At 72.9% G+C, this 24,059-nt stretch carries 22 protein-coding genes; 8 read left to right on the top strand and 14 right to left on the bottom strand.

The window, feature by feature from the left end; all coding sequences use genetic code 11:
* Nucleotides 1-37: 37 nt before the first annotated feature.
* The 4 genes from OG899_RS04950 to OG899_RS04965 form a co-directional block, all read right to left on the bottom strand.
* Nucleotides 38-1,165, bottom strand: a complete 1,128-nt coding sequence (locus tag OG899_RS04950) for an aminopeptidase P family protein (protein WP_125495909.1) — start codon at nucleotides 1,163-1,165, stop codon at nucleotides 38-40.
* A gap of 235 nt (nucleotides 1,166-1,400) precedes the next feature.
* Nucleotides 1,401-1,973, bottom strand: coding sequence for a PDZ domain-containing protein (locus OG899_RS04955; RefSeq protein ID WP_168130874.1), 573 nt, complete (start codon nucleotides 1,971-1,973; stop codon nucleotides 1,401-1,403).
* Between the two features lie 158 nt (nucleotides 1,974-2,131).
* Nucleotides 2,132-4,339, bottom strand: coding sequence for a germacradienol/geosmin synthase Cyc2 (cyc2, locus tag OG899_RS04960; RefSeq protein WP_189427885.1), 2,208 nt, complete (start codon nucleotides 4,337-4,339; stop codon nucleotides 2,132-2,134).
* A 237-nt stretch (nucleotides 4,340-4,576) separates the two neighbouring features.
* Nucleotides 4,577-5,230, bottom strand: a complete 654-nt coding sequence (locus OG899_RS04965; RefSeq protein ID WP_125495908.1) for a Tat pathway signal sequence domain protein — start codon at nucleotides 5,228-5,230, stop codon at nucleotides 4,577-4,579.
* A 664-nt stretch (nucleotides 5,231-5,894) separates the two neighbouring features.
* Between OG899_RS04965 and OG899_RS04970 the strand changes: the two genes are divergently transcribed.
* Both OG899_RS04970 and OG899_RS04975 read left to right on the top strand, forming a co-directional pair.
* Nucleotides 5,895-6,602, top strand: a complete 708-nt coding sequence (locus OG899_RS04970) for a DUF6230 family protein (RefSeq protein WP_125495907.1) — start codon at nucleotides 5,895-5,897, stop codon at nucleotides 6,600-6,602.
* Nucleotides 6,603-6,606: 4 nt separating this feature from the next.
* Nucleotides 6,607-7,086, top strand: coding sequence for a DUF6114 domain-containing protein (locus tag OG899_RS04975; protein ID WP_125495906.1), 480 nt, complete (start codon nucleotides 6,607-6,609; stop codon nucleotides 7,084-7,086).
* Nucleotides 7,087-7,308: 222 nt separating this feature from the next.
* Here the strand turns inward: OG899_RS04975 and OG899_RS04980 are convergent, their stop codons facing one another.
* The 10 genes from OG899_RS04980 to OG899_RS05025 all read right to left on the bottom strand — a co-directional run bounded on the left by OG899_RS04980 (nucleotide 7,309) and on the right by OG899_RS05025 (nucleotide 15,864).
* The gene (locus OG899_RS04980) at nucleotides 7,309-7,953 is read right to left on the bottom strand and encodes a hypothetical protein (RefSeq protein ID WP_125495905.1); all 645 of its coding nucleotides are present in this window, start codon (nucleotides 7,951-7,953) and stop codon (nucleotides 7,309-7,311) included.
* A 31-nt stretch (nucleotides 7,954-7,984) separates the two neighbouring features.
* Nucleotides 7,985-8,944, bottom strand: a complete 960-nt coding sequence (locus OG899_RS04985; RefSeq protein WP_125495904.1) for an ABC transporter substrate-binding protein — start codon at nucleotides 8,942-8,944, stop codon at nucleotides 7,985-7,987.
* A 151-nt stretch (nucleotides 8,945-9,095) separates the two neighbouring features.
* Complete coding sequence (locus OG899_RS04990; RefSeq protein WP_406310919.1) at nucleotides 9,096-9,773, bottom strand: ABC transporter permease; 678 nt, start codon at nucleotides 9,771-9,773, stop codon at nucleotides 9,096-9,098.
* Nucleotides 9,770-10,486 carry an ABC transporter permease gene (locus OG899_RS04995; protein ID WP_125495902.1) on the bottom strand — a complete coding sequence of 239 codons (717 nt, stop codon included), beginning with the start codon at nucleotides 10,484-10,486 and terminating at the stop codon, nucleotides 9,770-9,772. The genes OG899_RS04990 and OG899_RS04995 overlap by 4 nt, the downstream gene beginning before the upstream one ends.
* Nucleotides 10,483-11,622 (bottom strand): ABC transporter ATP-binding protein, encoded by a 1,140-nt coding sequence (locus OG899_RS05000; RefSeq protein WP_168130872.1) that lies wholly within the window; start codon nucleotides 11,620-11,622, stop codon nucleotides 10,483-10,485. The genes OG899_RS04995 and OG899_RS05000 overlap by 4 nt, the downstream gene beginning before the upstream one ends.
* A 207-nt stretch (nucleotides 11,623-11,829) precedes the next feature.
* On the bottom strand, nucleotides 11,830-12,198 hold the full coding sequence (locus OG899_RS05005; RefSeq protein WP_125495901.1) for a DUF6479 family protein: 369 nt from the start codon (nucleotides 12,196-12,198) through the stop codon (nucleotides 11,830-11,832).
* 163 nt (nucleotides 12,199-12,361) lie between these two features.
* Nucleotides 12,362-12,769, bottom strand: coding sequence for a peptide-methionine (R)-S-oxide reductase MsrB (msrB, locus tag OG899_RS05010; RefSeq protein WP_125495900.1), 408 nt, complete (start codon nucleotides 12,767-12,769; stop codon nucleotides 12,362-12,364).
* 26 nt (nucleotides 12,770-12,795) lie between these two features.
* Nucleotides 12,796-14,187 (bottom strand): UDP-N-acetylmuramate--L-alanine ligase, encoded by a 1,392-nt coding sequence (gene murC, locus OG899_RS05015; RefSeq protein WP_125495899.1) that lies wholly within the window; start codon nucleotides 14,185-14,187, stop codon nucleotides 12,796-12,798.
* Between the two features lie 73 nt (nucleotides 14,188-14,260).
* Nucleotides 14,261-14,716: an indole-3-glycerol phosphate synthase gene (locus OG899_RS05020; protein WP_168130871.1), complete on the bottom strand. Its 456-nt coding sequence runs from the start codon at nucleotides 14,714-14,716 to the stop codon at nucleotides 14,261-14,263.
* 320 nt (nucleotides 14,717-15,036) lie between these two features.
* A complete protein-coding gene (locus OG899_RS05025) occupies nucleotides 15,037-15,864 on the bottom strand; it encodes a pyrimidine reductase family protein (protein WP_406310920.1) in 828 nt (275 codons plus the stop codon).
* 37 nt (nucleotides 15,865-15,901) lie between these two features.
* On the opposite strand from OG899_RS05025, the gene zapE reads away from it, so the two are divergent.
* From zapE to OG899_RS05055, 6 genes are all read left to right on the top strand, one after another.
* A complete protein-coding gene (zapE, locus tag OG899_RS05030) occupies nucleotides 15,902-17,011 on the top strand; it encodes a cell division protein ZapE (RefSeq protein ID WP_125495896.1) in 1,110 nt (369 codons plus the stop codon).
* A gap of 869 nt (nucleotides 17,012-17,880) precedes the next feature.
* Nucleotides 17,881-19,353 (top strand): SulP family inorganic anion transporter, encoded by a 1,473-nt coding sequence (locus OG899_RS05035; protein ID WP_125495895.1) that lies wholly within the window; start codon nucleotides 17,881-17,883, stop codon nucleotides 19,351-19,353.
* 162 nt (nucleotides 19,354-19,515) lie between these two features.
* A complete protein-coding gene (locus tag OG899_RS05040; RefSeq protein WP_406310921.1) occupies nucleotides 19,516-20,475 on the top strand; it encodes a slipin family protein in 960 nt (319 codons plus the stop codon).
* Nucleotides 20,476-20,657: 182 nt separating this feature from the next.
* Nucleotides 20,658-22,217, top strand: coding sequence for an FAD-dependent oxidoreductase (locus tag OG899_RS05045; RefSeq protein ID WP_406310922.1), 1,560 nt, complete (start codon nucleotides 20,658-20,660; stop codon nucleotides 22,215-22,217).
* 107 nt (nucleotides 22,218-22,324) lie between these two features.
* The gene (locus OG899_RS05050; RefSeq protein ID WP_125495892.1) at nucleotides 22,325-22,519 is read left to right on the top strand and encodes a hypothetical protein; all 195 of its coding nucleotides are present in this window, start codon (nucleotides 22,325-22,327) and stop codon (nucleotides 22,517-22,519) included.
* A gap of 204 nt (nucleotides 22,520-22,723) precedes the next feature.
* Nucleotides 22,724-23,476, top strand: a complete 753-nt coding sequence (locus OG899_RS05055; RefSeq protein ID WP_356847296.1) for a peptidyl-tRNA hydrolase — start codon at nucleotides 22,724-22,726, stop codon at nucleotides 23,474-23,476.
* Nucleotides 23,477-24,059 lie beyond the last annotated feature (583 nt).

Consider the following 24,059-nt stretch of genomic DNA (forward strand, 5'->3'; position numbering starts at 1 on the left):
CGTGTCGTTCCAGTCGGGGGTGTGGGCTGCCGGCCGGTCAGTCCACCAGGACCATGTCGCGGGTGGTGTCGTTGAGGCGGCGGCCGCCGTCCTCGGTGACCGTGACGATGTCCTCGATGCGGACACCGAAGCGGCCGGGCAGGTAGATGCCGGGTTCCACGGAGAAGCACATCCCGGGCACGAGGGGCTGTTCCTCGCCCTCGATCATGTACGGCGGCTCGTGGGTGGTGACGCCGATGCCGTGGCCGGTGCGGTGGATGAAGTACTCGCCGTACCCGGCCTCGGTGATCACGGCGCGGGCGGCGCGGTCGACGTCCTGGCAGGCGGCGCCGGGCCGTACGGCCTCGAATCCGGCCTGCTGGGCGGCGCGCACCACGTCGTGCACCCGGCGTTCCTCCTCGGTGGGCTCGCCGACGTGCACGGTGCGGGTGGTGTCGGAGCCGTAGCCGTCCTTCAGGCCGCCGAAGTCGAGGACCACCATGTCGCCGGGCTCGATGACGCGGTCGCCCGTCTCGTGGTGCGGGTTGGCGCCGTTGGGGCCGGAACCGACGATGGTGAAGTCGACCCGGGAGTGTCCGAAGCGTCGCAGCAGCTCGGCGAGGTCCGCGCCGACCTCGCGTTCGCGGCGGCCGGAGAAGCGCATCGTGCGGATCTCCTCGAAGGCGGCGTCCGCGGCGGCCGCGGCGGCGGCCAGCAGTTCCACCTCGGCGGGGTCCTTCACGGCGCGCAGCATGGGCAGCGCCTCGGTGAGGGCGACGCAGGAAAGGTCCGGCAGCGCCTTCTGCAGGGCGAGCAGGTGCAGGGCCCAGGTGTTGTCGCTGACGCCGTAGGTGCCGCGAGGGTCGAGCAGCTCCGCGGTGATCGCGTAGGGGTCCGTGCCGTCGGTCCAGTCGCGCAGGGTCAGGGCATCGGCCCCGGCGGCGCGGGCGGCGTCCGGCGCCTCCAGGGCGGGGACGACGAGGACGGGGTCCCGTCCGGGGGCCAGGACGAGCAGGGTGAGCCGTTCGGTCTCCGCGGGGGGTGCGTACCCGGTGAGCCACACCAGGTCGGGGCCCGGCGCCACGAGCAGGCCGGCCAGTCCGGCCTCGGCCGCCGTCCCGGCGGCACGCGTCATCCTGGCCCGGTGGACGTCGGCCGTGAAGGGCGCGGGTGCGGTACCGGTCATCCGGGCCTCCGTGGAGCGAGACGGGGTGGACCACGGGCAGCGTGCTGCCCGTCCGCGCGGGGCCGCGCGAGCCGGTCGGCCCGGAGCACGACGGCAGGGCGCGCCGTCGCGTCCCGGCCTGCCGGACGTCCGTGGGACCGGTGGTTTCCGCACCCATGGTAGTCACGCCGCCGCTGCCCGTGCGGGGGCACCCGGCGGCACGGGCCGCGGCGGGAGGTGCCCCGGGACTCGCGGATCAGGCGACGACGGCGGGGACGACGGTCAACCGCCGGAGGCCACCGCCCGGGTGCCGCACCGTCAGGACGACCCGGTCGCCGGGACGGACCCGGGCCACGGCCCGGGCGAGGGCGGCCGCCGAGTCGATCCGGGCGCCGTCGAGGGCCAGCAGGACGTCGCCGGCGGTCAGGCCGGCCCGGGCGCCGGGGCCGGGGACGTGCACGGCGACGATCCGGGCGCCGGGTCCGGCGTCGTCGTCCACGGCCTCGACGCCCAGGGCGGGGCGGACGTCGGACGCGGGGGCCGGGGCCGTCGCGGGGGTCGGGCCGGAGGCGGCGGGCGTCGACGGCGGTGCGTCCGCCCGGTGCTGCTGGGCGGGAAGACGGCTCAGGCCGACCACCGCGGCGCCGGCGGCGCCCACACCGGCGCCCGCCACCAGCACCACCAGACCGGCGCACAGCCCGCACAGCGCGGATGTCAGCCGCCGGGGGCGGGCGGCGGGCGGGCTCTGCCCGGGGTCCGGCTCGTCCGTGCGGTCGGCGGCGGGGTTCCGGCCGGGCAGCGGCCGGGGGCGCAGCGCGGTGCGTTCCATCGGGTCCTTGTCTCCGGGGATCTCCGGGTGTGCCCGGGAGTATCCGGGTGGGTGCAGATGTATCGGGGGTCTCCGGGTGTCCCGGGGTCCCCGGGTGTCTTCGGGCGGTCCTCGTCGCGGCCGGTCCCGGCGCGCGGCGGGCAGGGAGCGGCCGCGGTTCAGCCGACGGCGGCCGGCAGGGCGAGGGCGGGCAGGCGGCCCGGGAGGAAGGTGTGGATCCGGCCGGCCAGCCACTCGGCCCGGTAACGGTCGACCGAGCGGTGCCAGTTGAGGATGGCCGCCCCGTAGTCGCGCAGGTCGTCGACGTAGCCGTCCAGGGCGGCGCGGGCCTGCCCGGACAGCTCGAAGTCCTGCGCGACGACGGGGAGTTCGTGGGTGACCACATGCTCGAACTGCCGCAGGCGCTGGGTCGTCAGGTCGTGGACGACGTCGAGGGCCGCCGGGTAGTCGATGCCGAAGAAGTTCTGCACGACGAGGATCGCGTTGTGCATCTCGCCCTCGTACTCGATCTCCTTCTGGTACGAGAAGACGTCGTTGATCAGGCTGGCGTAGTCCACGGCCGCGTTCTCCAGGGAGCGGACCGGGCTGCTGCGGTAGACCTCGGGCGGGATCGCGGGGCCGCGGCCCGCCCGGCACAGGTGGAGGGTGAGGTCGGCGCCGAAGGTGGCGCGGCGCATCTCCAGATAGTCGACGGGGTCGGGGATGCGGTTCTGCAGCTGATGGGACAGCTCCCACAGCCAGCTCTCGGTCATGCGGTCGACGGCCTGTTTGAGGCTGCGGCTCTGCTCGGGGGTCATCGTGGCGGTGGTGCGCGCCCACAGGTCGCTCAGGCCGCGTTCCATGGCGTTGGCGGGGGCGGTGGCCTCCTCGCCGTCGAGGGGCATGCAGCCGGACAGGCGGGCGGTGGTGAGCCGGGCCCCGGCGAGGTCGCGGCGGTGGCCGTGGACCAGCGGGTAGTAGTCGTCGGCGTAGGTGCCCCAGGCGAGCCACTGGGTGCTGAGGTCGAGCGCCTCGGGTGTGGCGTCGGGGTCGAGGCCGGCGGCGCACAGGGCGAGGTCGCAGGAGGCGAGCTTGTCCTCGTCCCACACGCCCTCGGTGAGCAGGCCCATGCGCCGGCACCAGTCGGTGAGGTGGTTCCGTGCGGTGTCCAGATGCTCGCTGAGCCGGCACGGGAAGGGCATGTACAGGTCGGGGATGCGGGAGGGGCCGGTCTGACGGAACGGCACATGGGTGTGGGCGCGCAGCCTCCTCGCCCACTGCCTCGACGGCACGGAGGGCGGACCGGCGAGGCCGCCCGTGCCCGCCGTCAGGGCGCGCACATCGGTGCCGGCGGTGCCGAGGCCGGTGAGCCGCTGCCAGGGCGTGCCGGGGCGAACCCTGTCGTTCATGTACCGGCTGGAGCGCAGATGCCATTCGTGGCCGCCGGACTGCCAGTCCTGCAGTCCTTGGGTGTAGGCGGCCACCGCGGCCAGCTGGTCGGGGGTGAGGCCCTTGTCCGCGGCGAGCGCGGGGACCTCGGTGCAGGCGGTGTGCTCGAACTGGTGCAGCCGGGAGGTGAGGATGTCGTTGACGAGGTCGGCGGCCTCCTGGGTGGTGCAGCCGAAGAAGTGCTCCAGGACGAGCACGCCGTTGCTCAGCTCGCCCTCGTTCTCGACCTCGCGCTGGTAGGAGAAGAGGTCGTTGCGCAGGTGCACGGCGTCGGAGAACGTCTCCATGAGCACCCGCAGCGGCCGGGTGCCGGCGACCTCGGCGGGCACCTCGGCGGTGGCGTACTCCACGAGCCCGGCCGACCAGGGGGCGCCGCCGACCTTGCGGCGCATCTCGATGTACTCGACGGGGTTGGCGATGCGCCCCTCGTTGATGTTGGACAGCTCCCACAGGGACTCGTTGAGCAGGTGCTCGGTGGCCCGGGCGAACCGGCGGCGCCAGTTCTCCGACATCGCCGGCACCGTGCGCTGCCACAGGTCGGCGAGCCCGGCCTCCACCGGGTTGACGGGATCGGGGACGGCGGCGGCCGGGTCGAGCGGCATGAACAGGGGCAGCCGGTCCAGATAGTCCTTGCCGCCGGCGCGGTCCTGAGTGCGTTTGAAGGTCTCGAGGAAGTGGTCGTCGAAGAAGAAGACCCACACGTACCAGTCCGTGATCAGCGACAGGGCGTCCGCGTCGCAGTCGGGGTGGGTGTAGGCGCAGAGCAGGCCGTAGTCGTGGGCGTCGAGGTCGGCCTGGGTCCAGATCCCGGCCCCCTCCAGCATGCCCGTCTCGCGGGCCCAGCGCGTCGAGTGGGCGCGGGCCTCGTCGACGTGCGGGTTCAGGCGCGCGGGGTGCGGCACGTAGAAGGCGGGGAGATCGAACGGCTGCTGCGTCATGGCCGGGCCCTACCCGGGGCACCGGACAGCCATCCTCCGGCCGGCATTCGATCACACCATCGCGTGAACGGCGGGTCGTTCCCGTGTGCCGGCGGGTGGTTGAGCCCGTCGTGCGCCGGGGCGCGGCCGCTCATCGCGGGCGTGCGAGCGTGTGCGCGCGCCGGTCACCGGTGGGTGCACCGCCTCCCGGGCCGGCCGGGGAAGCCGCGGTCCGGCCGGCCCGGGAGGCGGTCGCGGTCAGTTGACGAACACGGCGGATCCGCCGTCGGTCACCGGGGCGTACCGGGCGGTGAAGTAGCCGTCGGAGAAGCACAGCGACGACCCGGACGTCTTGGTGAAGTGCTGGTTGGTGAAGGTGATGCTGTTGTCGGAGTTGTCGGCCGTGCCGGTCAGCTGGGGCGCCTGGTAGACGCAGGTGACGCTGCCGAGCAGGGTGCGCAGCTGGACCGTGGTCTGGATGGCCGCGCCGGCGGGCGGGGTGACGGTGAGGGTGCCGTCGGAGGTCACGGTGGCGTCGTAGGGCAGGTTGTCGATCTGGATGGTGTTGACGCCGAGCACGCCGACGACGTTGCTGGTGCAGCTGCTCGGGTCGAAGGTGTGCCCGGTCACCGACTCCGTCGCCGTGCCCGGGGCCGCCGGGTTGTCGGTGACGGTGGCGGTGAAGGTGGACGAGGTGCAGGCCACGCCGCTGCTGCCGGACGCGCTGGAGTAGAGGGTGGCGCTGGTGCCGGCCTTCAGCGAGGCCGTGAGCTCGTCGCCGACCGCGACCGCTGTGCCACCGGCGCTGCCGGTGGTGAGCACCGTCGAGTCGGCGGCGGAGGCGGGGGAGACCGCCGACAGCGACAGTGCGGCGACGGCGGCGGCCAGGGTGAGGGCGGAACGCGTACGCATGCGGATACCTCGCTTCTGTGAGTGGGGGGAGTGCGAAGGTGACGGCGCGCCCTGACGACGTTCCGGCGCCCTGCGACGCGCCGGGCAGCGCCCTGTCCGGCGGCCCTGTTGCCCGGCCGTCCGGCCGTGAGGAACCAGCCGCGACGAACCGGTCGTGAAGAAGGCGTGAAGACGCCGGCGAGAGCCGGGAAGAGCCGCCCAGGTGGAGCGATGCGTGAACCATGCACGGCCGGTGCGCCGCGCACAGCGGATCCGGCGCCACGGATCCGCAGTCGAGTCAGCCACTTTGTAGACCCGCCGCACCGTCAACGTCAATGCGGCGTACGGAAGTTGAGAGAAACGGCGTGCCACCCGAGGCGGCTAGCACCCCACGGCGCCGCCCCTCCGGCGCAGGCCAGAAGCGCACTGCGGGGCCGGAATGCCGCACCGGCGGCGCCGCCCGGCCCCCGGCACCACACGGCGAACACCTTTCTTTCACAAGTCCCTTGACCCATGACTGTAACCACCGGTAACTTCCTGGGCACCTACTGCCGCGTAACCGGACATCTCCCCTGCCAGCGGGAGATGTCGCGCTCCATCCGCCGGTGCGCGCAGCCGCTGTCCGCGCCAGGGCAACGGGCCGCTGGACTCCACGATCCGCAGGGACACGTACACGGGAGCAGACATGGCCTCGTCCTCGGACCTCCCCCCGTCCGCCGACCACACCCCCGACCACCCGCACAGCGCTGCCGCCGGCGACACCTCGGCGACAGCCTCACCTCCCGCCGCCGGCCGCACGGAACGACGCGGCCGGGTCCGGCTGCGCCGCGCCGCGGTGATGGCGGTGCCCGCCACCCTCGCCGCCGCGGGCCTGGCGGTCCTCACCGCCGAGGGCGCCCTGGGCGTGCAGTTCGCCATCTCCGGCATGCCCTTCACCGTCACGGCGAGCGAGTTGAACGGCACCGGCTTCGAGCAGTTCGGCTCCCTGGACACCATGGCCGAGGACAGCCCCAACGCGGGCGACACCGGCGGGCAGGTGCTCGTGGTGACCTCGGCGATCAAGAACGCCACGCTGACCAAGCTGTGCCAGAGCGTGGACCTGGGCGGCACCAACCTGCTGATCACCGCCGGCGGCGGTGCGAAGAAGGTACAGGCGACCGATCTGACGACCGACTCGACCGAGCTGTCGGGCGACGCCGCGTTCGACAACATCGAGATCGGCAACGACGCCAGCACCCTCACCAAGGCCGGGGTCCAGGGCCCCAAGGGCGTGTTCAGCCAGCAGGCCGACACGGTGCACATCGCCAATCTGCGGCAGACCAACTACGCCACCACGGCGGGCGTGTTCAAGCTGCCGGGCCTGAGGCTGCGCTTCAGCGACACGGGCTGCTGAACCGATGACGCACGACACGCACGCGGGCCCGGCACGACCGGGCCCGCGCCGGCCGGGGCCACGGGCCGCCTTCCGCCGGTGGCGCTCCCGCCGTCCCTTCTGGGGCGGGCTGCTGCTCACCCTCGGCGGCGCGGAGATCCTGCTCACCATGAAGGCGTCCTTGAAGGTCGTCGTGCACGTCGGGATGCAGGGGGTGGCCGGGTATCTGCTGCCCGCGCTGATGGTGCTGTGCGGTCTGCTGATCCTGTTCAACCCCGCCCAGCGCCTGTTCTACTCGCTCACCGGCATCCTGTTGACCCTGGGCACCTGGATCACCTCGAACCTGGGCGGCTTCTTCCTGGGGCTGCTCCTCGGGGCCACCGGCTGCTGTCTGGCCTTCGGCTGGCTGCCGGACCAGGAGCCGCGGCGCGTCCGGCGGCAGCGGCGCCGGCAGGAGCGGGCCGCCCGGAAACAGAAGGCGACGCCCGGCACCGAGCCGGTGTGAGACACCCTCAGGTGAGCGGAGGACGGGCGCGCAGGCCCTCGGTCCTACCCGGGCGGGGCGAGTCTGCCCTCGGTCCTGCGGGCGCGGGCGTGCGCCCGTCCTCGGTCCGCCCGACCGGCCCCGGTGCGAGGGCGCCCGCCGTACGGGCCCCGGCCCGAGGGCGCCCCTCGTACGGACCCCGGCCCGAGGTGCGCCCTCGCACCGGGCCGGGACGACGCGTCCTCACGCCGGGTCGGGCACCGTGCGCAGAAAGTGGTCCGCGTCCTGCGGCTCGGCCAGCCGTCCGGCCTCCAGCCAGGAGCCGTCGGCGAAACACAGCCGGAAGGTGGCGAAACCGCGCGGCTGCCCCGACTCGCCCTCGATACGGGCCTGGCTCGCCGGGAACCGCGCCACGACGTCGAAGTCGCCCGCCTTCGTCGGGGACAGCCGACGGCGCGGCGAGGCGGCCAGGCACACCTCGTCCTCGGTCAGCAGCACCAGCCGTTTCCGGCTGGGCGACTGGCTGTACCAGCGCAGCAGCAGCTGACCGGCGGTCAGGTTCCAGTCGCCGTCGAAGAACGGCGCCTCGGCCCGCGAGGGCGAGGAGCCGCCGCCACCGGACGCCTGCCGGGTGTCGCGCTCGCCGGAGCGCGTGAGGCGGTCCAGGACCATGTCGATCAGCATCCAGGGCACGACCACGACGCAGAAGACGACAGCGCCGACGTACACCAGCCAGTGGTGTCCGGACTTCAGCCGCCCGCCGCCCGCCGCCCGGTGGACGTCCTTCGGTGGCCGGGGGATGCGCCGGGGCAGCTCGCACCACACCAGAGCCACCGGGTCCCGTCCCAGGATCTTTCGTGCCCTGCGCCGTACCGCGCGTGTCGCCATGCGTTGCTCCCCTGCGGCCGATGACGCGACGTCAGCTCAGTCCGGCCGACTTCAGCCAGGCCCGCGCCACCTGCAGCGGGTCCTTCTTCTGCAGCTGCACCTGCTTGTTCAGGTCCAGCAGGGTCGCGGTGTCGAGCCTGGCGGAGACGGCGTCGAGCACGTCGACGCCCTGCTGCGACAGGGCGCCCTTGCGGACGAGGGGCTGGACGTTCTGGAATCCGAAGAGGTTCTTGGTGTCCCGCAGGGTGACGAACTTCTCCTCGGCGATGGTCGGGTCCGTGGTGAACAGGTCCGCCACCTGCACGACGTTCTTCTGCAGCGCGGTCTGGGTCAGCGGACCGCCGGCGTCCAGCGCCTTGAACGACTTGAACCGCAGCCCGTAGACGGACTCCAGGCCCACCAGGCCCTGCTGCCGGGTCTGGAACTCCGGGGATCCGCCGATGACCAGGTCCTTCGCCACGTCCTTGAGGTCCTCGATGGAGGAGGCGGCGGTGAGGTGGTACTTCTGTGCCGTCTGCTGGTTGACGGTGACGGAGTCCTTGTCCTCGGCGGGAGAGGGCTCGAGCAGGGTCAGCCCGGGATCGAGGTGCTGGGTGATCGCGGCCGTGGTCTCGGCCACCGACTTCGGGGCGGCCTTCTTGTCGAGGTAGGCCAGCAGCGCCCCGTTGTACTCGGGGAGCATCGTCAGGGAGCCGTTCTTGATCAGGCCGTAGGTGGTCTCCCGGCTGCCGATGTTGGGCTTGTAGGTGACCTCGATGCCCTTGGCCTTCAACGCCTCCCCGTACAGGTCGGCGAGCAGGGTGCTCTCCGGGAAGTTGTTGGAGCCGACGACCACGGTGCCGCCGCTGCTCTTCTTGCCGGTGAGCGGGTTGCCGGAGGAGTCGCCGGAGGAGGAGCACCCCGCCAGCAGAGCCGCCGTCGCGGCGAGCACGAGGGCCGTCACGCCGGCACGTCGCTTGAGGGGCCTGGGGTTCTTCGCGAAAAAGGTCACCACTGCGTTCCAGGGTCGAGGGGAGGCGGGGAGCGGAAGACGGCGGGCGGACAGCACGAGGGACGAGCACCTCGTGCCTCCTGATCCAATCCAGCCATGTCCCGGTCGGTCAAGAGCTTTCCGGCGACCGGTCGCCGCGTCGCGGGGCCGGTCACGTCCTGCGGCCCGCGTGGCGTACGCCCGGCGAGACCGTGAACCGTCCCGCCGCCCAGAACACGCCCAGCGTGACCAGGGCCAGCGCGGCGACCAGTGCGGCACCGCCCACGACCTTCTCGTAGTCGAGCTGGTAGAGGCCGTCGACGATGTACCGGCCCAGCCCGCCGAAGCTGACGTAGGCGGCGATGGTGGCGGTGGAGACGATCTGGATCGCCGCCGAGCGCACCCCGCTGAGGATGAGCGGCAGCGCCACGGGCAGTTCCACCTGGAACAGCACGCGGGCCTCCCCCATCCCCAGGCCCCGGGCGGCGTCCACCGGCGAGGGATCGACCGAGCGCATCGCCTCGTAGGTGGTCACCAGGATCGGCGGCAGGGCGAGCACCACCAGCGGCACCATCACCGGCACCAGGCCGAAATCGAGCAGGATGAACAGCAGCACCAGCAGGCCGAAACTGGGCAGCGCCCGCCCGGCGGTGGCGATGAGGGCGAGGACGTTGCCGCCGCGCCCGTAGTGACCGGTGAGCAGCCCGAGCGGCAGAGCGACGGCGGTGGCGAGGGCGAGCGCCAGCAGGGAGTACCGGACGTGTTCGCCCAGGCGTGCGGGGATGCCGTCGTAGCCGTGCCAGTGGGCGGCGTCGCCGAAGAAGGCGGCCATGTAGTGCAGGACGTTCACCGGGCGGCCTCCTGTGCCTCGGGCGCGGCCGCATCCGCCGGGCGGGAAGCGGAGCGTCGGCCGCCGGGGCGTGCGGTGCGCGGCATCCAGGGGGTCAGCAGCCGGCGGACGCCGACCAGGGCCGCGTCCACGAGGATCGCCAGTGCCGCCGTGGTCACCACGGAGTTCACCGCCAGTTCGGGACGGTGGTAGTTGCGCGCGTCCTGCAGCAGGTTGCCGAGCGCTCCCTGATTGCCGATCAGCATGCCGACGCTGACCAGGGAGATGCTGGAGACGGCGGCCACGCGCAGGCCCGCGACGATGGCGGGCACCGCGATCGGCAGCTGCACCTGCAGATAGCGCCGCAGCGGACCGAGGCCCAGCGCGGTGGCCGCGGCCAGCGTCTCCTGCGGCACCGAGCGCACCCCGTCCACGATCGCCGGGACGAGCACCACCAGGCTGTAGACGGCCAGCGGGATCATCACCGTCAGCTCGCTCTGACCGGTGTAGTCGATGAGGACGACGAAGAACGCCAGCGACGGGATGGCGTAGAAGACCGTGGTCAGCCCCAGCACCGGCGGGTACAGCCAGCGGAAGCGCACGCACAGCTGGGCGATCGGCAGCGCGGCGAGCAGCCCGGCCAGCACCGGCAGCAGGGCCTCGCGCAGATGCAGCCCGATCAGGCCGAACCAGCTGTGCTGCAGGTCGCTCGGGATGTCGAAGAAACCGTTCATCCGGTGACCCCGGCCTCTTCGGCGGCCTCGGCGCGGTGCGTGCCGTGCGCGGCGCGGATCGCCTCGCCGATGGCCTGCTGCGAGACGACACCGACCGCACGCCCGGCCTCGTCCACCGCGACGGCCCAGCCGGTCGGGGAGAGCACCGCGCAGTCGAGGGCCGCGCGCAGGGATTCGGTGCCGTGGACGAAGGGCCGACCGTGCGGCAGCAGCCGGGCGGTGTCGATCCGGCCCGCCGTCGGCTCCCGCGGATCCGCCCAGCCGAGGGGCCGGCCGTCGGCGTCGGTGACCAGCACGTACGGCGCCTCGGCGGCACCGGCCGCGATCTGCTCGGCGGTGGCGTCGGCGGTGACGACCGGGGCGGTCCGCAGCCGCAGCGCCGCGGAGCCGAAGAAGGACAGCCGGCGGATGCCCCGGTCGGTGCCGAGGAAGTCCTCCACGAAGGCGTCGGCGGGGGCGCTGAGCAGGTCGGCGGGCGGCGCGAACTGGGCGAGCCGGCCGCCGGTGCGCAGCACCGCGACCATCGTGCCGAGTTTGACCGCCTCGTCGATGTCGTGCGTGACGAAGACGATCGTCTTGCCCAGCTCCGCCTGCAGCCGCAGCAGTTCGTCCTGCAGGCCCTTGCGCACCACCGGGTCGACGGCCGAGAACGGCTCGTCCATCAGCAGCACCGGCGGATCGGCGGCGAGCGCCCGGGCCACGCCGACGCGCTGCTGCTGGCCGCCGGAGAGCTGGTGGGGGTAGCGCTTGGCCAAGGACGCGTCCAGGCCGACGCGTTCCATCAGCTCCGCCGCGCGTGCCCGGGCCTTCTGCCTGCTCCAGCCCAGCAGCCGGGGCACGGTCGCGATGTTGTCGACGACGGTGCGGTGCTGGAACAGCCCGGCGTTCTGGATGACGTACCCCATCGAGCGGCGCAGCTCGGTCACGGGCCGGTCCCGGATGTCGACGCCGTCGAGGAGGATGCTGCCCCCGGTGGGCTCCACCATCCGGTTGATCATGCGGAGCGTGGTGGTCTTGCCGCAGCCGGACGGCCCGACCAGGACGGTGATCGAGCGGTCCGGGATGTCCAGCGAGAGTCGGTCGACCGCCACGGTGCCGTCCGGGTACCGCTTGGTGACTGTGTCGATGCGTATCAAGACGCCGTATACCCCTTCGGGTCTGGCAGTGGCGGCCCGCTCCCCGGCCAGTGCACGCGGGCTGCCGTGCGGAGAGTCTAGACGGCCGCATCGGCGGCAGCAGGGCGCGCGCACGCCCCGCCCGGCGGTGGGCGTGCGGCGCCGGCGGGTGCGCGACGGGGCGAGCCCCGAAGGGCCCGCCCCGTGGGCCGGACGCCCGGACGCGGATCAGGTCCGGCCGGGACCGCCGCTGCCGAAGGCTCCGCTGCCGCCCGGCGCCCAGCGTTCGCGGTGCTGGTCGCCCTTGCGCCGGGTACCGGCACGGTGGATCTCGTACGGCATGAGCCGCACCCCGTCGTCGCAGTGCACCTCGTCCGGCTCGCGCACCTCGCTGATCTCCTCGATCGCGCCCGTGACGGGCAGGTGCGGCTGCTCCTCGGGTTCGGGCCGGTCGGGCTCCCGGCGCATCACGCCGATGCCCATCCCGACAGCCCAGATCAGACCGCCCACCACGACGACGAGTCCGATGACGAAGGCGACCAGGGTGCCCCAGGCATGCGGCTCCGCGGCCAGGACGACGTACGAGGCTGTGTTCATGTCTTCCACCCGCCTCTGCGGAGTTACGGCAGGACTGCCGATGACACGGTGACGTCCATGACGTCACCTGTGTCCCTTATTGTCCCACCGTGGAAGTGACCCGCAAAACGCCGACCGCGTCCCCGCGTTCACCCTGCGCGACCGCCGTGCGGCCCCGCTGCGCTCAGTCCTCGGCCGGCGTGAGCCGCAGCGAGATGCTGTTGATGCAGTACCGCTGGTCGGTCGGCGTGGGGAACCCTTCACCCTCGAACACGTGCCCGAGGTGTGAACCGCAGCGGGCGCACCGGACCTCCGTGCGCACCATGCCGTGCGAGCGGTCCTCCAGCAGCTCCACGGCGTCGGCGTCCTTCGGGTCGTAGAAGGACGGCCAGCCGCAGTGCGACTCGAACTTGGTCTCGGACGTGAACAGCTCCGCGCCGCAGGCCCGGCAGGAGTAGACACCCTTGGTCTTGGTGTTCGTGTACTCACCGGTGAAGGCGGGCTCGGTGGCGGCCTGGCGCAGCACCGCGTACTCCGCGGGGGTCAGCTCCTCGCGCCACTGCTCGTCCGGCTTCTCGACCTCGTACGGCATGAGCCCTCAGCCCCTCACGTGTCGTCTCAGTTCTCGTTCAGGCGGTCGAGGATGCGCGGACCGAGGTCCGTGACATCACCGGCGCCCATGGTGAGAACGAGATCACCGGTCTTCGCCATTCCCGCGATCACGTCGGGCACCTCGGCCTTGTCGTGGACGGCCGTGACGTCGGCGCCGGCCGCCCGGGCCGCCTCGATGATCAGGTCGCTGGTCACGCCCGGGATCGGGTCCTCGCGGGCCGGGTAGATGTCGAGCACGGCGCAGGCGTCGGCGAGCGCGAGGGCCTCGCCCATCTCCTTGCCCAGCTCCTGGGTGCGGGAGAACAGGTGCGGCTGGAAGACCACCAGGATCCGGGAGCCGTCCGCGGCGCCCCGCATCGCCTCCAGGTCGGCGGTCATCTCGGTCGGGTGGTGGGCGTAGGAGTCGATCACCTGTACACCCGCGGCCTCGCCCTTGAGCTGCAGACGCCGCTTGACCCCGGTGTACGCGGCCAGCGCGGGGGCGAGCTCGGCGGCCGGGACGCCGAGGGCAGCGCCCGCGGCGAGCGCGGCCACGGCGTTGTGCGCGTAGTGGCGGCCGGGCACCGAGACCGTGAACGTCAGCTCCGTGCCGTCCAGCACCACGGTCACCTCGCTCTTCAGCCCCTGCGGCACCACCGACAGGATCCGCACGTCGGCGTCCTCGGCCTCGCCGTAGGTCACCGTCCTCACCCGGCCGGCCAGGCGGGCGGTCAGCTCGCGCGCACCGTCGTGATCGGCCGAGATCACCAGGGTGCCGCCGGGCACGATCTTGCCGGCGAAGGTCTCGAAGGACTCGTGGATCTCGTCCATCGAGGCGTAGTTGGCGTGGTGGTCCAGCTCGACGTTGAGGACGACGGCGACCTCGGGGGCGTACTTGTGGAAGCTGCGGTCGGACTCGTCGGCCTCCGCGACGAAGATCTCGCCCTCGCCGTGGTGCGCGTTGGAGCCGGGCGCGTCCAGGTCGCCGCCGATGGCGTACGACGGGTTCAGGCCCAGCTCGGTCAGCGCGACGGCCAGCATGGAGGTGGTCGTGGTCTTGCCGTGGGTGCCGGCCACCGCGAGCGGCCGCAGGCCCTGCATCAGCGCGGCCAGCGCGTCCGAGCGGTGCACGACCGGGATGCCCAGCTCCTTCGCGCGGACCAGCTCGGGGTTGTCCTGCCGGATGGCCGAGGAGACCACCACGCAGGAGGCGTCCTCGGCGAGGTGCTCGGCCGCGTGCCCGATGTGCACGGTGGCGCCCAGCGCCCGCAGCGCACCGGCGGTCGCGGAGTCCTTCATGTCGCTGCCGGCCACCTGCGCGCCGCGCTGGGCGAGGATCTTGGCGATGCCCGACATTCCGGCGCCGCCGATGCCGATGAAGTGCGGTCGGTCCATGGCGGTGGGAAGACCGGGTGCCATGCGCTTCTCTCCCAGGTGGTGGTGCTCGGATACGACTCGGTCGCGCACCGCTCGCGCGGGGCGCCGCCCCAGCCTATGCCTTGCTGTGGGAGAAGAGCTTCAACACCGGTACGCCGACCTTGTGCCGGGCCCGGGAGGCCCAGTCGCGGTGGAAGAACTCCTCCACGTAGTGCGGGTCGGTCAGCACGATCACCTCGTCCGCGTCCACCTCGTCGACCAGCCCCTTCAGAGCGTCCAGCGGATGGTCCTCCACCAGCCGCCCCTCCGCCCGGCTGCCCGCGGCGCGCAGGGCCCGCAGCGACACGTCCAGGGCCCTCTCGCCCTCGCTCCTGGCCTCCTCGCCCTCGGGGGTCTCGCCCTCGTGGGCGGCCTCGTCGATCTCGCCGAGCGCGATGTCGTCGATGGCTCGCAGCAGGCGGTCGGCCTGCTCGCCGCGCGGCTGCAGCAGGACGTGGAAGGCGACCGGCTCGTCGCCGTGCAGGGTGGTGACGAAGTCCACGTCGGCGGACGTCAGGGCCTTCTCGATCATCAACACGCTTGTGAACACCAGGCGCCCTTTCTGCAGCGCTGCCTCCGTGGGCCGGACGAGCCCTCGCAGAAACCATCCTGCCCCGCGCGCGCCCTGCGGTGGCCGGAATTCGCACAGGTGCCGCGACGGGTCTGGATCGCCCCTTCCGCCCTCTCGGTGGTCGGATCGGGGGTGTGCGGGTCCCGGGTGAGCACATCTCCCGGGGGTGTCCCGCCGAGGTGTCCTGCCGGGACGACCGGATCCGCCGACACCCTGTGGACAGGGGTGGACATGGCCTTTGACAGCCGGCCCCGGCCCGGTCAGGCCCGTCGGCAGCCCTTTCAGGCCCGCCGGTAGCGGGTGAACAGGAAGCCGTCCTCCTCCAGCAGACAGGCCAGGGTGAAGCGGTGCGGATCCGCGACCGACGGGCCGCCGGCGATGCGCTGGGCGTCACCGGCGGTGAGCATCGGGGAGATCGTCAGGCACAGCTCGTCCAGGACGTCGGCGGCGGCCAGCTGGCCCAGCAGGCGGGGGCCGCCCTCGGTGAGCAGCCGGGTGTGGCCGGCGTCGGCCAGGGCCCGCACGGCGCGGGCCGGGTCGATGCCCGCCCCGTCACCGGCGACCAGCACACGGGCCCCCGCCCGTTCCGCCTCCGCGACGCGCTGCGCGGGGGCCCCGGCGCCGGTGAGGATCAGCGTGGGCACCAGGGGCGAGGTGAACAGCGGCAGGGAGAAGTCCAGGTCCAGGCTCGTGCTGACCACCGCGATCGCCGGCGCCGGCCCCTGCCCGGCGGCCGCGCGCAGCTCGGCGAATTCCGCGCGGGCGCGGGCCGGCCGGTAGCCCTCCCGGCGCACCGTCTCCGCACCGACCACGACCACGTCCGCCAGGGCCCGCAGCGTGCCGAAGATCCGCATGTCGGCGGCGCTGGAGATGGGCTGCGAGCGGCCCTCGTGCTGGGCCGCTCCGTCCAGCGTGGACACCATGTTGGCGCGCAGCCACGGGCGGCCGCCCGTGACCTGCGGCTCCGGGTAGGCGTAGGCGGCGGCCAGCTCGGCGAGGGTCCACTCCCGGTCCTCGCGCGCCCCGGGGAGCCGGCCGCCGAAGGTCTCGGGGGCGTCCGGCGCGGCGTGAGCTGCTGTCTCGTCGGTCACAGGGAACAGGCGTCGCATGCCGTGCAGTGTTCCACGCCGCTTACCATGGACCATCGTGTCGTCCTCCACAGCCGCCTCCGGGCTGAACCCCCTGACCGGCGCAGGTCCCGTGTCCCTGTGCGCCCGCGAACCGCACGTCCCCGCCGACCGGCTCGTCGCCGAGATGGTGCCGCCACCGCGCTTCGACGCGGTGCGCTTCGCGACGTACATCCCCGACGCGAACCAGCCCAGCCAGGCCGAGGCGGTGCGCGTGCTGGAGGACTTCGCCGCCGGGCTCGGTGCGGACGCCGCCCCCTCGGGCCGGCGCGGTTTCTTCGGGTTCGGCAAGGGCCGGGCGAAGGCGGGCAAGGCCGCCACCGGTCCCCGGGGTGTCTACCTCGACGGCGGGTACGGCGTCGGCAAGACCCACCTGCTGGCCTCCCTGTGGCACGCCACGCCGGCCGAGCCCGCGCGCAAGGCGTTCGGCACGTTCGTGGAGCTGACCAATCTGGTCGGTGCCCTCGGCTTCCAGCAGACGGTGGAGACCCTCTCCGGTCACCGGCTGCTGTGCATCGACGAGTTCGAGCTGGACGACCCCGGCGACACGGTGCTCGTCTCCACCCTGCTGGGGCGGCTGGTGGACGCGGGCGTGGCGCTGGCCGCCACCTCCAACACGCTGCCGGGCAAGCTCGGCGAGGGCCGGTTCGCCGCCGCCGACTTCCTGCGCGAGATCCAGGGGCTGTCCGCGCACTTCCGCACGCTGCGCATCGACGGTGAGGACTACCGCCACCGGGGTCTGCCCGAGGCACCGGCGCCGTTCACCGACGAACAGGTCACCAAGGCGGCGCACACCACGGCGAACGCCTCCCTCGACGCCTTCTCCGACCTGCTGGACCATCTGGCCACGGTGCACCCCAGCCGCTACGGCGCGCTCACCGAGGGGATCGCGGCCGTCTGCCTGACCGGGGTGCGGCCCGTGCCGGACCAGTCGACGGCGCTGCGTCTGGTCGTGCTCGCGGACCGGCTCTACGACCGCGAGGTGCCCGTGCTGGCCTCCGGGGTCCCCTTCGACCAGCTGTTCAGCGAGGAGATGCTCACCGGCGGATACCGGAAGAAGTACTTCCGCGCGATATCGCGTCTCACCGCGCTCGCCCGTGACGCGAACAGCCTCGTCGAAGGCGGTTGACCCGCAGAAGGACCGCTGATCCGCGGAAGGACCTTCGGCCCGGCGGCGGACCGGCGCGGATCCCGTGCGCCGGGGACAGGCGCCCGAGGAATCCGAACAGGCGAACGACCCCACGTCCGGCATGCACGCATTCACGCCATTCGGGGGCGTTTTTCGGGCGTCTTCACCCCATTAACACATCGTTAACCCTGCAAATCACTCAGTGCCGCTACCGTCGTGCTTGACCATTCCTTGACCAATTGTTGGTTCGCCGTAGAGGTGCGCCGGATACGGAAGGGGAGCGCATGAGCCGAGGTCCGCGCGCCAGGGCGCGACTCGCGCCCTCTCACGCGCCCCTGCTCACCCTGTCCTTCCCTCTGCGCCTCTTCGCACCGACGGCTTTCTTCGCAACCGCGCACACGCCTGGTCGGGCACAGGCCACGACGCGCCCCCGGCCCGCCGTGCCGGGCACCGGGTACGCCCGCTTCTGCAGACCCCCCGACGGCTTCTGACGGCCGTTGTCCGCCGGCGCTCCGCTGCTGCCGAGCGCCTTCACCGCCATGGCACCTCGCCCGGGGGGGATCGTCCGCGTTCTCCGGCCCCGGGCGGGCCGTGGTGCCCCCCAACGCAGTCCTGCACGACCTGCACGACGGCACGCGCCTTCGCGTGCCAGGAGGAGACACCCGTATGCGACCACTCGTCGATCACGCCCGCTCATCCGGGCGCCGCGCCGCGGACCGGTTCCGGCCCACCTGTGTCCCGAGCCCGCCGAGGCGGCGCGTTCCCGGCCCCCCGTCCCGCACGGCCACGCCCCCGTCCCGCACGGTCACGACCCCGCGTCACGCGGTCACGGCCGCGTCCCGCACGGTCACGGTCCGGTGAGCGCCGCCATGACGACCGCCATATCCAGGTTCCCGCACCTCAAGCGCGATGTCGCCGCCTCGTTCGTCGTCTTCCTCGTCGCTCTGCCGCTGTGCGTCGGCGTGGCCGTCGCCTCCGGTGTGCCGGCCGAACTCGGGCTGGTCACCGGCATCGTGGGCGGCATCGTCGCCGGGCTGCTGCCCGGCAGCAGTCTGCAGGTGTCCGGCCCGGCGGCCGGTCTGACGGTGCTGGTGATGGAGGCCGTGGACCGCTACGGGCTGTCCGCGCTCGGCGTCCTGGTGCTGGGCACCGGACTGCTCCAGCTGGCCATGGGCGCACTGCGGCTGGGCCGCTGGTTCCGGGCCATCTCGGTCTCCGTGGTCGAGGGCATGCTGGCCGGCATCGGTCTGGTGATCATGGCGGGCCAGGTGTACGCGGCGGCCGGTCTGTCCGCCCCGGCCTCCGGCCTCGGCAAGATCGCGGGGCTGCCGAAGGCGGCCGGCGACGTCCTCGGCAGCTCCACGGCGCAGGCCTCCGTCGCGGTCGGCGCGGTCACGGTCGCCCTGCTGGCGCTGTGGCCACGGCTGCCGCGGCAGGTGCGTGCCGTGCCCGGCGCACTGGCGGCGGTGCTGCTGATCACGCCCGTCACCCTCCTGCTGGACCTGCCGGTGGAGACGGTGCGGGTGGAGGGGCTGCTCGACGCGATCCAGCCGCCCGACGCAGACGCCTTCGGCGGGCTTGCGCACCCGGCGTTCTACGGCACGATCATCGCCTTCACGCTGATCGCCTCCGCGGAGAGCCTGTTCAGCGCGGCGGCCGTGGACCGGCTGCACGACGGTCCGCGCACCCGCTACGACCAGGAGCTGATGGCGCAGGGCGCGGGGAACACCGTGTGCGGCCTGCTCGGGGCGCTGCCGATGACCGCGGTGATCGTCCGCAGCTCGGCCAACGTCCAGGCGGGTGCCCGCACCAAGGCCTCCCGGGTCCTGCACGGCGTGTGGCTGCTGCTGTTCGCGGCCCTGCTGCCGCAGGCGCTGGCGCTGATCCCGCTGCCCGTTCTCGCCGGTGTCCTGCTGCACGCCGGGTGGAAGCTGATCCCCTTCCGGCAGGTGGCCGCGCTGTGGCGCAGCCATCGCGGCGAGGCCCTGATCCTGGTGGCCACGGCGGTGTCCATCGTCGCGGTCAACATGTTCGAAGGCGTCCTGATCGGACTGGCCCTGTCGGTGATCAAGACCGCCTGGCAGGCCTCCCATGTGCAGCTGGAGATCGTCGACAAGGGGGCGGGCCCGATCCAGGCCCACCTGACGGGCAACGCGACCTTCCTGCGGCTGCCGCGCATCCTGGACAGCCTGGAGGCGCTGCCCCGCGACCGACCCGTGGAGCTGCACCTGTCCGGGCTGCACCACCTGGACCACGCCTGCCGTACGGCCCTGCTGAACTGGGCCGAGCGGCACAGCGCCGCCGGCACCGCACCGGTCAAGGTCATGGAACCCACACCGTAGCGGGCACGCCGCCCGTGCTGCCGGCGGCCGGTGCGCGGGCGGTCCCGCACCGCCCGCCGGCCGGCGGCCCCGGTCCGAGGGCTCGACCGCCTTCTCGGGCCGGGCCTATGGTGGGAAGCAGGCGCACTTCGGGGCGCATCCGACGACTGGTGAGGAGTCGTCATGCTTCAGGACGTGCTGACCGCCGTGATCGCCGCGGGCTGTGCGGGACTGGTGTATCTCGCGGCGGCGGCGCGGGTCATCAAGCAGTACGAGCGCGGGGTGATCCTGCGTCTCGGGCGGTACATCGGCGTACGGCCCCCCGGTTTCACGACGATCGTCCCGTTCGTGGACCGGATGCACAAGGTCAACATGCAGATCGTCACGCTGCCCGTACCCGCCCAGGAGGGCATCACCAAGGACAACGTGACGGTGCGGGTCGACGCGGTCGTCTACTTCAAGGTCGTCGATCCGGCGAGCGCGGTCATCCAGGTGGAGGACTACCGGTTCGCGGTGTCCCAGATGGCGCAGACGTCGCTGCGGTCGATCATCGGCAAGAGCGACCTGGACGACCTGCTGTCCAACCGGGAGAAGCTCAACCAGGGCCTGGAGCTGATGATCGACAGCCCGGCCGTCGGGTGGGGTGTGCATGTCGACCGGGTGGAGATCAAGGACGTGTCGCTGCCGGACACGATGAAGCGGTCCATGGCCCGCCAGGCGGAGGCCGACCGGGAACGTCGCGCCCGGATCATCAACGCCGACGCCGAACTGCAGGCCTCCCGGAAGCTGGCCGAGGCCGCCCAGCAGATGGCCGACACGCCCGCGGCCCTCCAGCTGCGGCTGCTGCAGACGGTGACCGCCGTGGCGACCGAGAAGAACTCCACACTGGTCCTGCCGTTCCCGGTGGAGCTGCTGCGCTACCTGGACACGGCCCAGCGGTCGGCGGAGGAGCGCGGCCGTCCGGAGCCTCCCCGGCGGCTGGAGGAGCCCGCGCCCGCGACCCCGCCGTCCACGGCGGCGGACGGGGCCCCGGCCGACGGCGCCGACCCCGCCCCGCCCTGCGATCCGGCCTCCGTCACCCCGGTCCGCGCGGCCGCCGACGCCGTCTCGCACACCTCCCCGACGGACCGGCAGCGCACCTGAGACGCCCGACAGCCCCGACAGCATGAAGGGGGGCGGGCCGGCGGGAACCGGCTCCGCCCCCCTTCTCGTGCGGGTGCCGCTGCCGGTTTCGTGCGGGTGCGCCTGCCGGTTGTCGTCGGGTGTGCCCCTGCCGACGCGGCGCGTCCGCGATCGGGCCGGTGCCGCCGGGGTACCCGGCGGGCATGACCGAACAGCAGCAGGAACAGCGTCACACGCGGCTGCGTGCACGGCGGCGCGTCAGCGGTTCGTACTGGGTCGAGACGGCTCCCGGACCGCCGCCCCGCCCCCCGCTCGCCCAGGACCTGGACGTGGACGTGGCCGTGATCGGCGCGGGCATCGCCGGCCTGTGCACCGCCTGGGAGCTGACCCGGGCGGGACTGGGCGTGGCCGTGCTCGAGGCACGCCGGGTGGCCGAGGGCGTCACCGGCCACACCACCGCGAAACTCACCGCGCTGCACACCCTGATCTACGACACGCTGCGGCGCACCCGCGACACGGAGGCGGCCCGGCTGTACGCCCGCTCCCAGAGCGAGGCGATCGAGCGCGCCGAGGAGCTGGTGGACGAGCTGGAGATCGACTGCGACTGGGAGCGGCGCAGCGCCTACACCTATGTGCGGGATCCGGGCCGGGTGGACGAGGTGCGGGCGGAGGCCGAGGCCGCGCGGGAGGCGGGCCTGCCGGCGAAGTTCCTCACCGAGATCCCGTTGCCGTTCCCGGTCGCGGGTGCGGTTCGGGTCGCCGATCAAGCACAGTTCCATCCGCGCCGGTTCCTGCTGGCGCTGACCGCCGACCTGGTGGAGCGCGGTGGGCAGCTGTACGAACACACCCTGGTGGACGGGTTGACGGAGGGCGAGCCGTGCCGGGTGACGACGCAGTCGGGGGCGACCGTGCGGGCCCGGCATGTCGTGGTCGCCACGCACTATCCGGTCTTCGACCGGGCGCTGCTGTTCACCCGGCTGGCCCCGCGCCGGGAACTGGTCGTCGCCGGTCCGGTCGACGCCGGCCTGGACCCGGACGGCATGTACATCACGCCCGAGGAGAACACCCGCTCGGTGCGGACCGCGCCGTACGGCGAGGACGGGCGGCGGCTGCTGATCGTCACCGGTGAGCACTTCACACCGGGCACCGGGGACACGCCCGACCGCTTCGACCGCCTGTCGGCCTGGGCCCGCGAGCACTTCCCCGGTGTGGACCTGACCCTGTCGTGGGCCACGCAGGACATCGACCCCACCGACACCGTCCCGATGGTGGGTCTGCTGCACCCGGGGGCCAGGAACACGTACGTGGCGACCGGCTTCGGCGGCTGGGGGATGAGCGGCGGCATCATGGCCGGCCGGCTGCTCACCGCGCTCATCACCGGGCGGGACTGCCCCTGGCAGGAGCTGTACGACCCGCGGCGGCTGCGCACCGCCGTTCGTCAGGCGCCGGCACTGCTGAAGGCCCAGGCGGAGGTGGCCCGGCATTTCGTGGGCGACCGGCTGCGGCCCGCACCGCCCGTGGAGTCGATCGCGCCGGGCGACGGCGCCGTGATCCGCTCCGGTACCGACCGGCTCGCGGTCCACCGCGACGACGAGGGCACTCTGCACGTGCTGTCCGCCCGCTGCCCGCACCTGGGCTGTCTGGTGGCGTTCAACGCGGCCGAACGGACCTGGGAGTGCCCCTGCCACGGCTCGCGCTTCTCCACCGACGGCGGCCTGCTGCAGGGCCCGGCGACGCGCCCGCTGCCGCGGCGGGAGCTGTGAGGAGAGGCCGGCGGGGCTGCCGTCATCTGCCGCTCCCCGGGGCCGATCGCGGCCGTCGGCCCCGCTCGACCGAGCAGGGACCGCGGCGACCGTCCTACCCTGGAGCCATGAGCGAGGACGACGCACCCACCGGCGACTACTGCCTGACCGGCGCCACCCGCCCGCCCCGCGCGGAGGGTCCGCCGTATGCGCGGTGCGTGCTGTGCCTGGAGCCGACGGAGTACCCGGAGTCGTACAAGGGCGTCACACTCTGCCCGGTCTGCGAGTGGCAGGAGGCGCAGCGCACGGCCTGCTCGGGCTGAGCGGGGCCCACCTTTGGCGGGGCCCACCCTTGACGAGGTCCACCCTCGACGGGACACGCCCCTGACTCACCCCTGGCGGGGCACACGACGCCGAGTGGATACGCACCACGTACCGCCGGTGCACACCACGCCCAGCGCTGCGCACACGGGGTAGGTGCCGGGGGCGGTCCGGCGGCGTGCGGTGCGGTTGGCACACTGGGGGTCGTGACGTACGACAGCCCCTCCCCCGCCGGTGGCACCGCCGCCGCCACGAGTCCGTTCCGCACCGAGCCTGACGCCCGGGACCAGGCGCCGCAGTTCGTGCTGCCGCTGGTGGTACGGATCGAGCGCGCCGATCCCCCGGCCCGCACCGACGCGCTGGAGACCGCGGCCCGCGCGGTGCTGGTGCTGCTCTCCGACGAGCGCGCCACCGGGACCGGCGAGTGGGCGCAGGCCGTGCGCGACTGGCAGGACGCGCGGATCCGCAAGGTGGTGCGGCGGGCGCGCGGCGCGGAATGGCGGCGCGCCGAGGCGTTGCCCGGCATCACGGTCACGGGCGCCAGCGCCGAGGTCCGCGTGTATCCGCCGGTCCCGCTCGACGGCTGGCCCAAGGACCTGGCGAAGCTTCAGGTCTCCGGCACCGAACTGGACGACCCGGAACCGCCCGCCGAGCCCGCCCCGGACACACCGGTGCTGTGGCTGAACCCTGACCTGAGCATGTCCGCGGGCAAGGCGATGGCCCAGGCGGGGCACGGCGCCCAGCTGGCCTGGTGGGAGCTGACCGACCAGGAGCGCACCGCCTGGCGCGAGGCCGGTTTCCCGCTCGCCGTGCGCACGGCGAGCCCCGAGCAGTGGCGCGAACTGGCCGACGGATCTCTGCCGTTGGTCCGCGACGCCGGCTTCACGGAGATCGCCCCCGGCTCGTGCACGGTGGTCGCGGACCATCCGGCGCTGCGCGGCCGCCGGGCCGGACGCTGAGCCGTCCGTCCGCGGGCCGGTGGTGCGCGGGCAGAAGGCACGGCACGCGGGCGCGGCGGATGCATCGTCCTCGGCGTGCCCGCGAGCCGGAATCGGGCCGCCACAGCTGACCGACGAGCCGCAGCGGCAGGCCGACGGCATTCTCGGTTCGGTGTCACCGGAAATGAACTCCGATGCTGTCCGCATCGCACTCGGGGACTCGGCGAAGCGGACGGGGGATGTTCGCCGTCGAGTTCCTCCCTCCTGCCGTCGAGGTCGATGCTGCGGCCTGCCATGGAGGAGAGACTCACCAGGTAAAGAGCGAGCTTTACCCGGGTAAAGAGACTTTATTCTTCCCGTCACGACAATGACCGATTCGTAGCGGGCCCGGAGACATGTCCTCGCCCATTGCCTGATGGACGAAGTTCGAACGACCTGCCATGACTCCACGCACGATGGGTGCGTCCCCCTGCCTCCGCTCACACCTGACCGAAACCAGCGATCGATTCAATGGTCGTCTTTACGTCAATCAGCCGCGCAATCTTGGCCGAGACGAATCGCCAAGGTGACAATCACCTGGGTTCTGTCTGACAGCGGAGGACCA

This window comes from Streptomyces thermoviolaceus (assembly GCF_045209695.1).
Lineage (GTDB): Bacteria > Actinomycetota > Actinomycetes > Streptomycetales > Streptomycetaceae > Streptomyces > Streptomyces thermoviolaceus.

What these genes read in the sequence shown, in the direction of transcription:
- murC (WP_125495899.1), bottom strand. Translation starts at nt 14,187, where the DNA reads ATGGCACCCGGTCTTCCCACCGCCATGGACCGACCGCACTTCATCGGC.
- OG899_RS05025 (WP_406310920.1), bottom strand. Translation starts at nt 15,864, where the DNA reads ATGCGACGCCTGTTCCCTGTGACCGACGAGACAGCAGCTCACGCCGCG.
- OG899_RS04965 (WP_125495908.1), bottom strand. Translation starts at nt 5,230, where the DNA reads ATGCGTACGCGTTCCGCCCTCACCCTGGCCGCCGCCGTCGCCGCACTG.
- OG899_RS04975 (WP_125495906.1), top strand. Translation starts at nt 6,607, where the DNA reads ATGACGCACGACACGCACGCGGGCCCGGCACGACCGGGCCCGCGCCGG.
- OG899_RS05035 (WP_125495895.1), top strand. Translation starts at nt 17,881, where the DNA reads ATGACGACCGCCATATCCAGGTTCCCGCACCTCAAGCGCGATGTCGCC.
- OG899_RS04955 (WP_168130874.1), bottom strand. Translation starts at nt 1,973, where the DNA reads ATGGAACGCACCGCGCTGCGCCCCCGGCCGCTGCCCGGCCGGAACCCC.
- OG899_RS05040 (WP_406310921.1), top strand. Translation starts at nt 19,516, where the DNA reads ATGCTTCAGGACGTGCTGACCGCCGTGATCGCCGCGGGCTGTGCGGGA.
- msrB (WP_125495900.1), bottom strand. Translation starts at nt 12,769, where the DNA reads ATGCCGTACGAGGTCGAGAAGCCGGACGAGCAGTGGCGCGAGGAGCTG.
- OG899_RS05020 (WP_168130871.1), bottom strand. Translation starts at nt 14,716, where the DNA reads ATGATCGAGAAGGCCCTGACGTCCGCCGACGTGGACTTCGTCACCACC.
- OG899_RS05050 (WP_125495892.1), top strand. Translation starts at nt 22,325, where the DNA reads ATGAGCGAGGACGACGCACCCACCGGCGACTACTGCCTGACCGGCGCC.
- OG899_RS05045 (WP_406310922.1), top strand. Translation starts at nt 20,658, where the DNA reads ATGACCGAACAGCAGCAGGAACAGCGTCACACGCGGCTGCGTGCACGG.
- OG899_RS04970 (WP_125495907.1), top strand. Translation starts at nt 5,895, where the DNA reads ATGGCCTCGTCCTCGGACCTCCCCCCGTCCGCCGACCACACCCCCGAC.
- OG899_RS05005 (WP_125495901.1), bottom strand. Translation starts at nt 12,198, where the DNA reads ATGAACACAGCCTCGTACGTCGTCCTGGCCGCGGAGCCGCATGCCTGG.
- cyc2 (WP_189427885.1), bottom strand. Translation starts at nt 4,339, where the DNA reads ATGACGCAGCAGCCGTTCGATCTCCCCGCCTTCTACGTGCCGCACCCC.
- OG899_RS04995 (WP_125495902.1), bottom strand. Translation starts at nt 10,486, where the DNA reads ATGAACGGTTTCTTCGACATCCCGAGCGACCTGCAGCACAGCTGGTTC.
- OG899_RS04950 (WP_125495909.1), bottom strand. Translation starts at nt 1,165, where the DNA reads ATGACCGGTACCGCACCCGCGCCCTTCACGGCCGACGTCCACCGGGCC.
- OG899_RS04980 (WP_125495905.1), bottom strand. Translation starts at nt 7,953, where the DNA reads ATGGCGACACGCGCGGTACGGCGCAGGGCACGAAAGATCCTGGGACGG.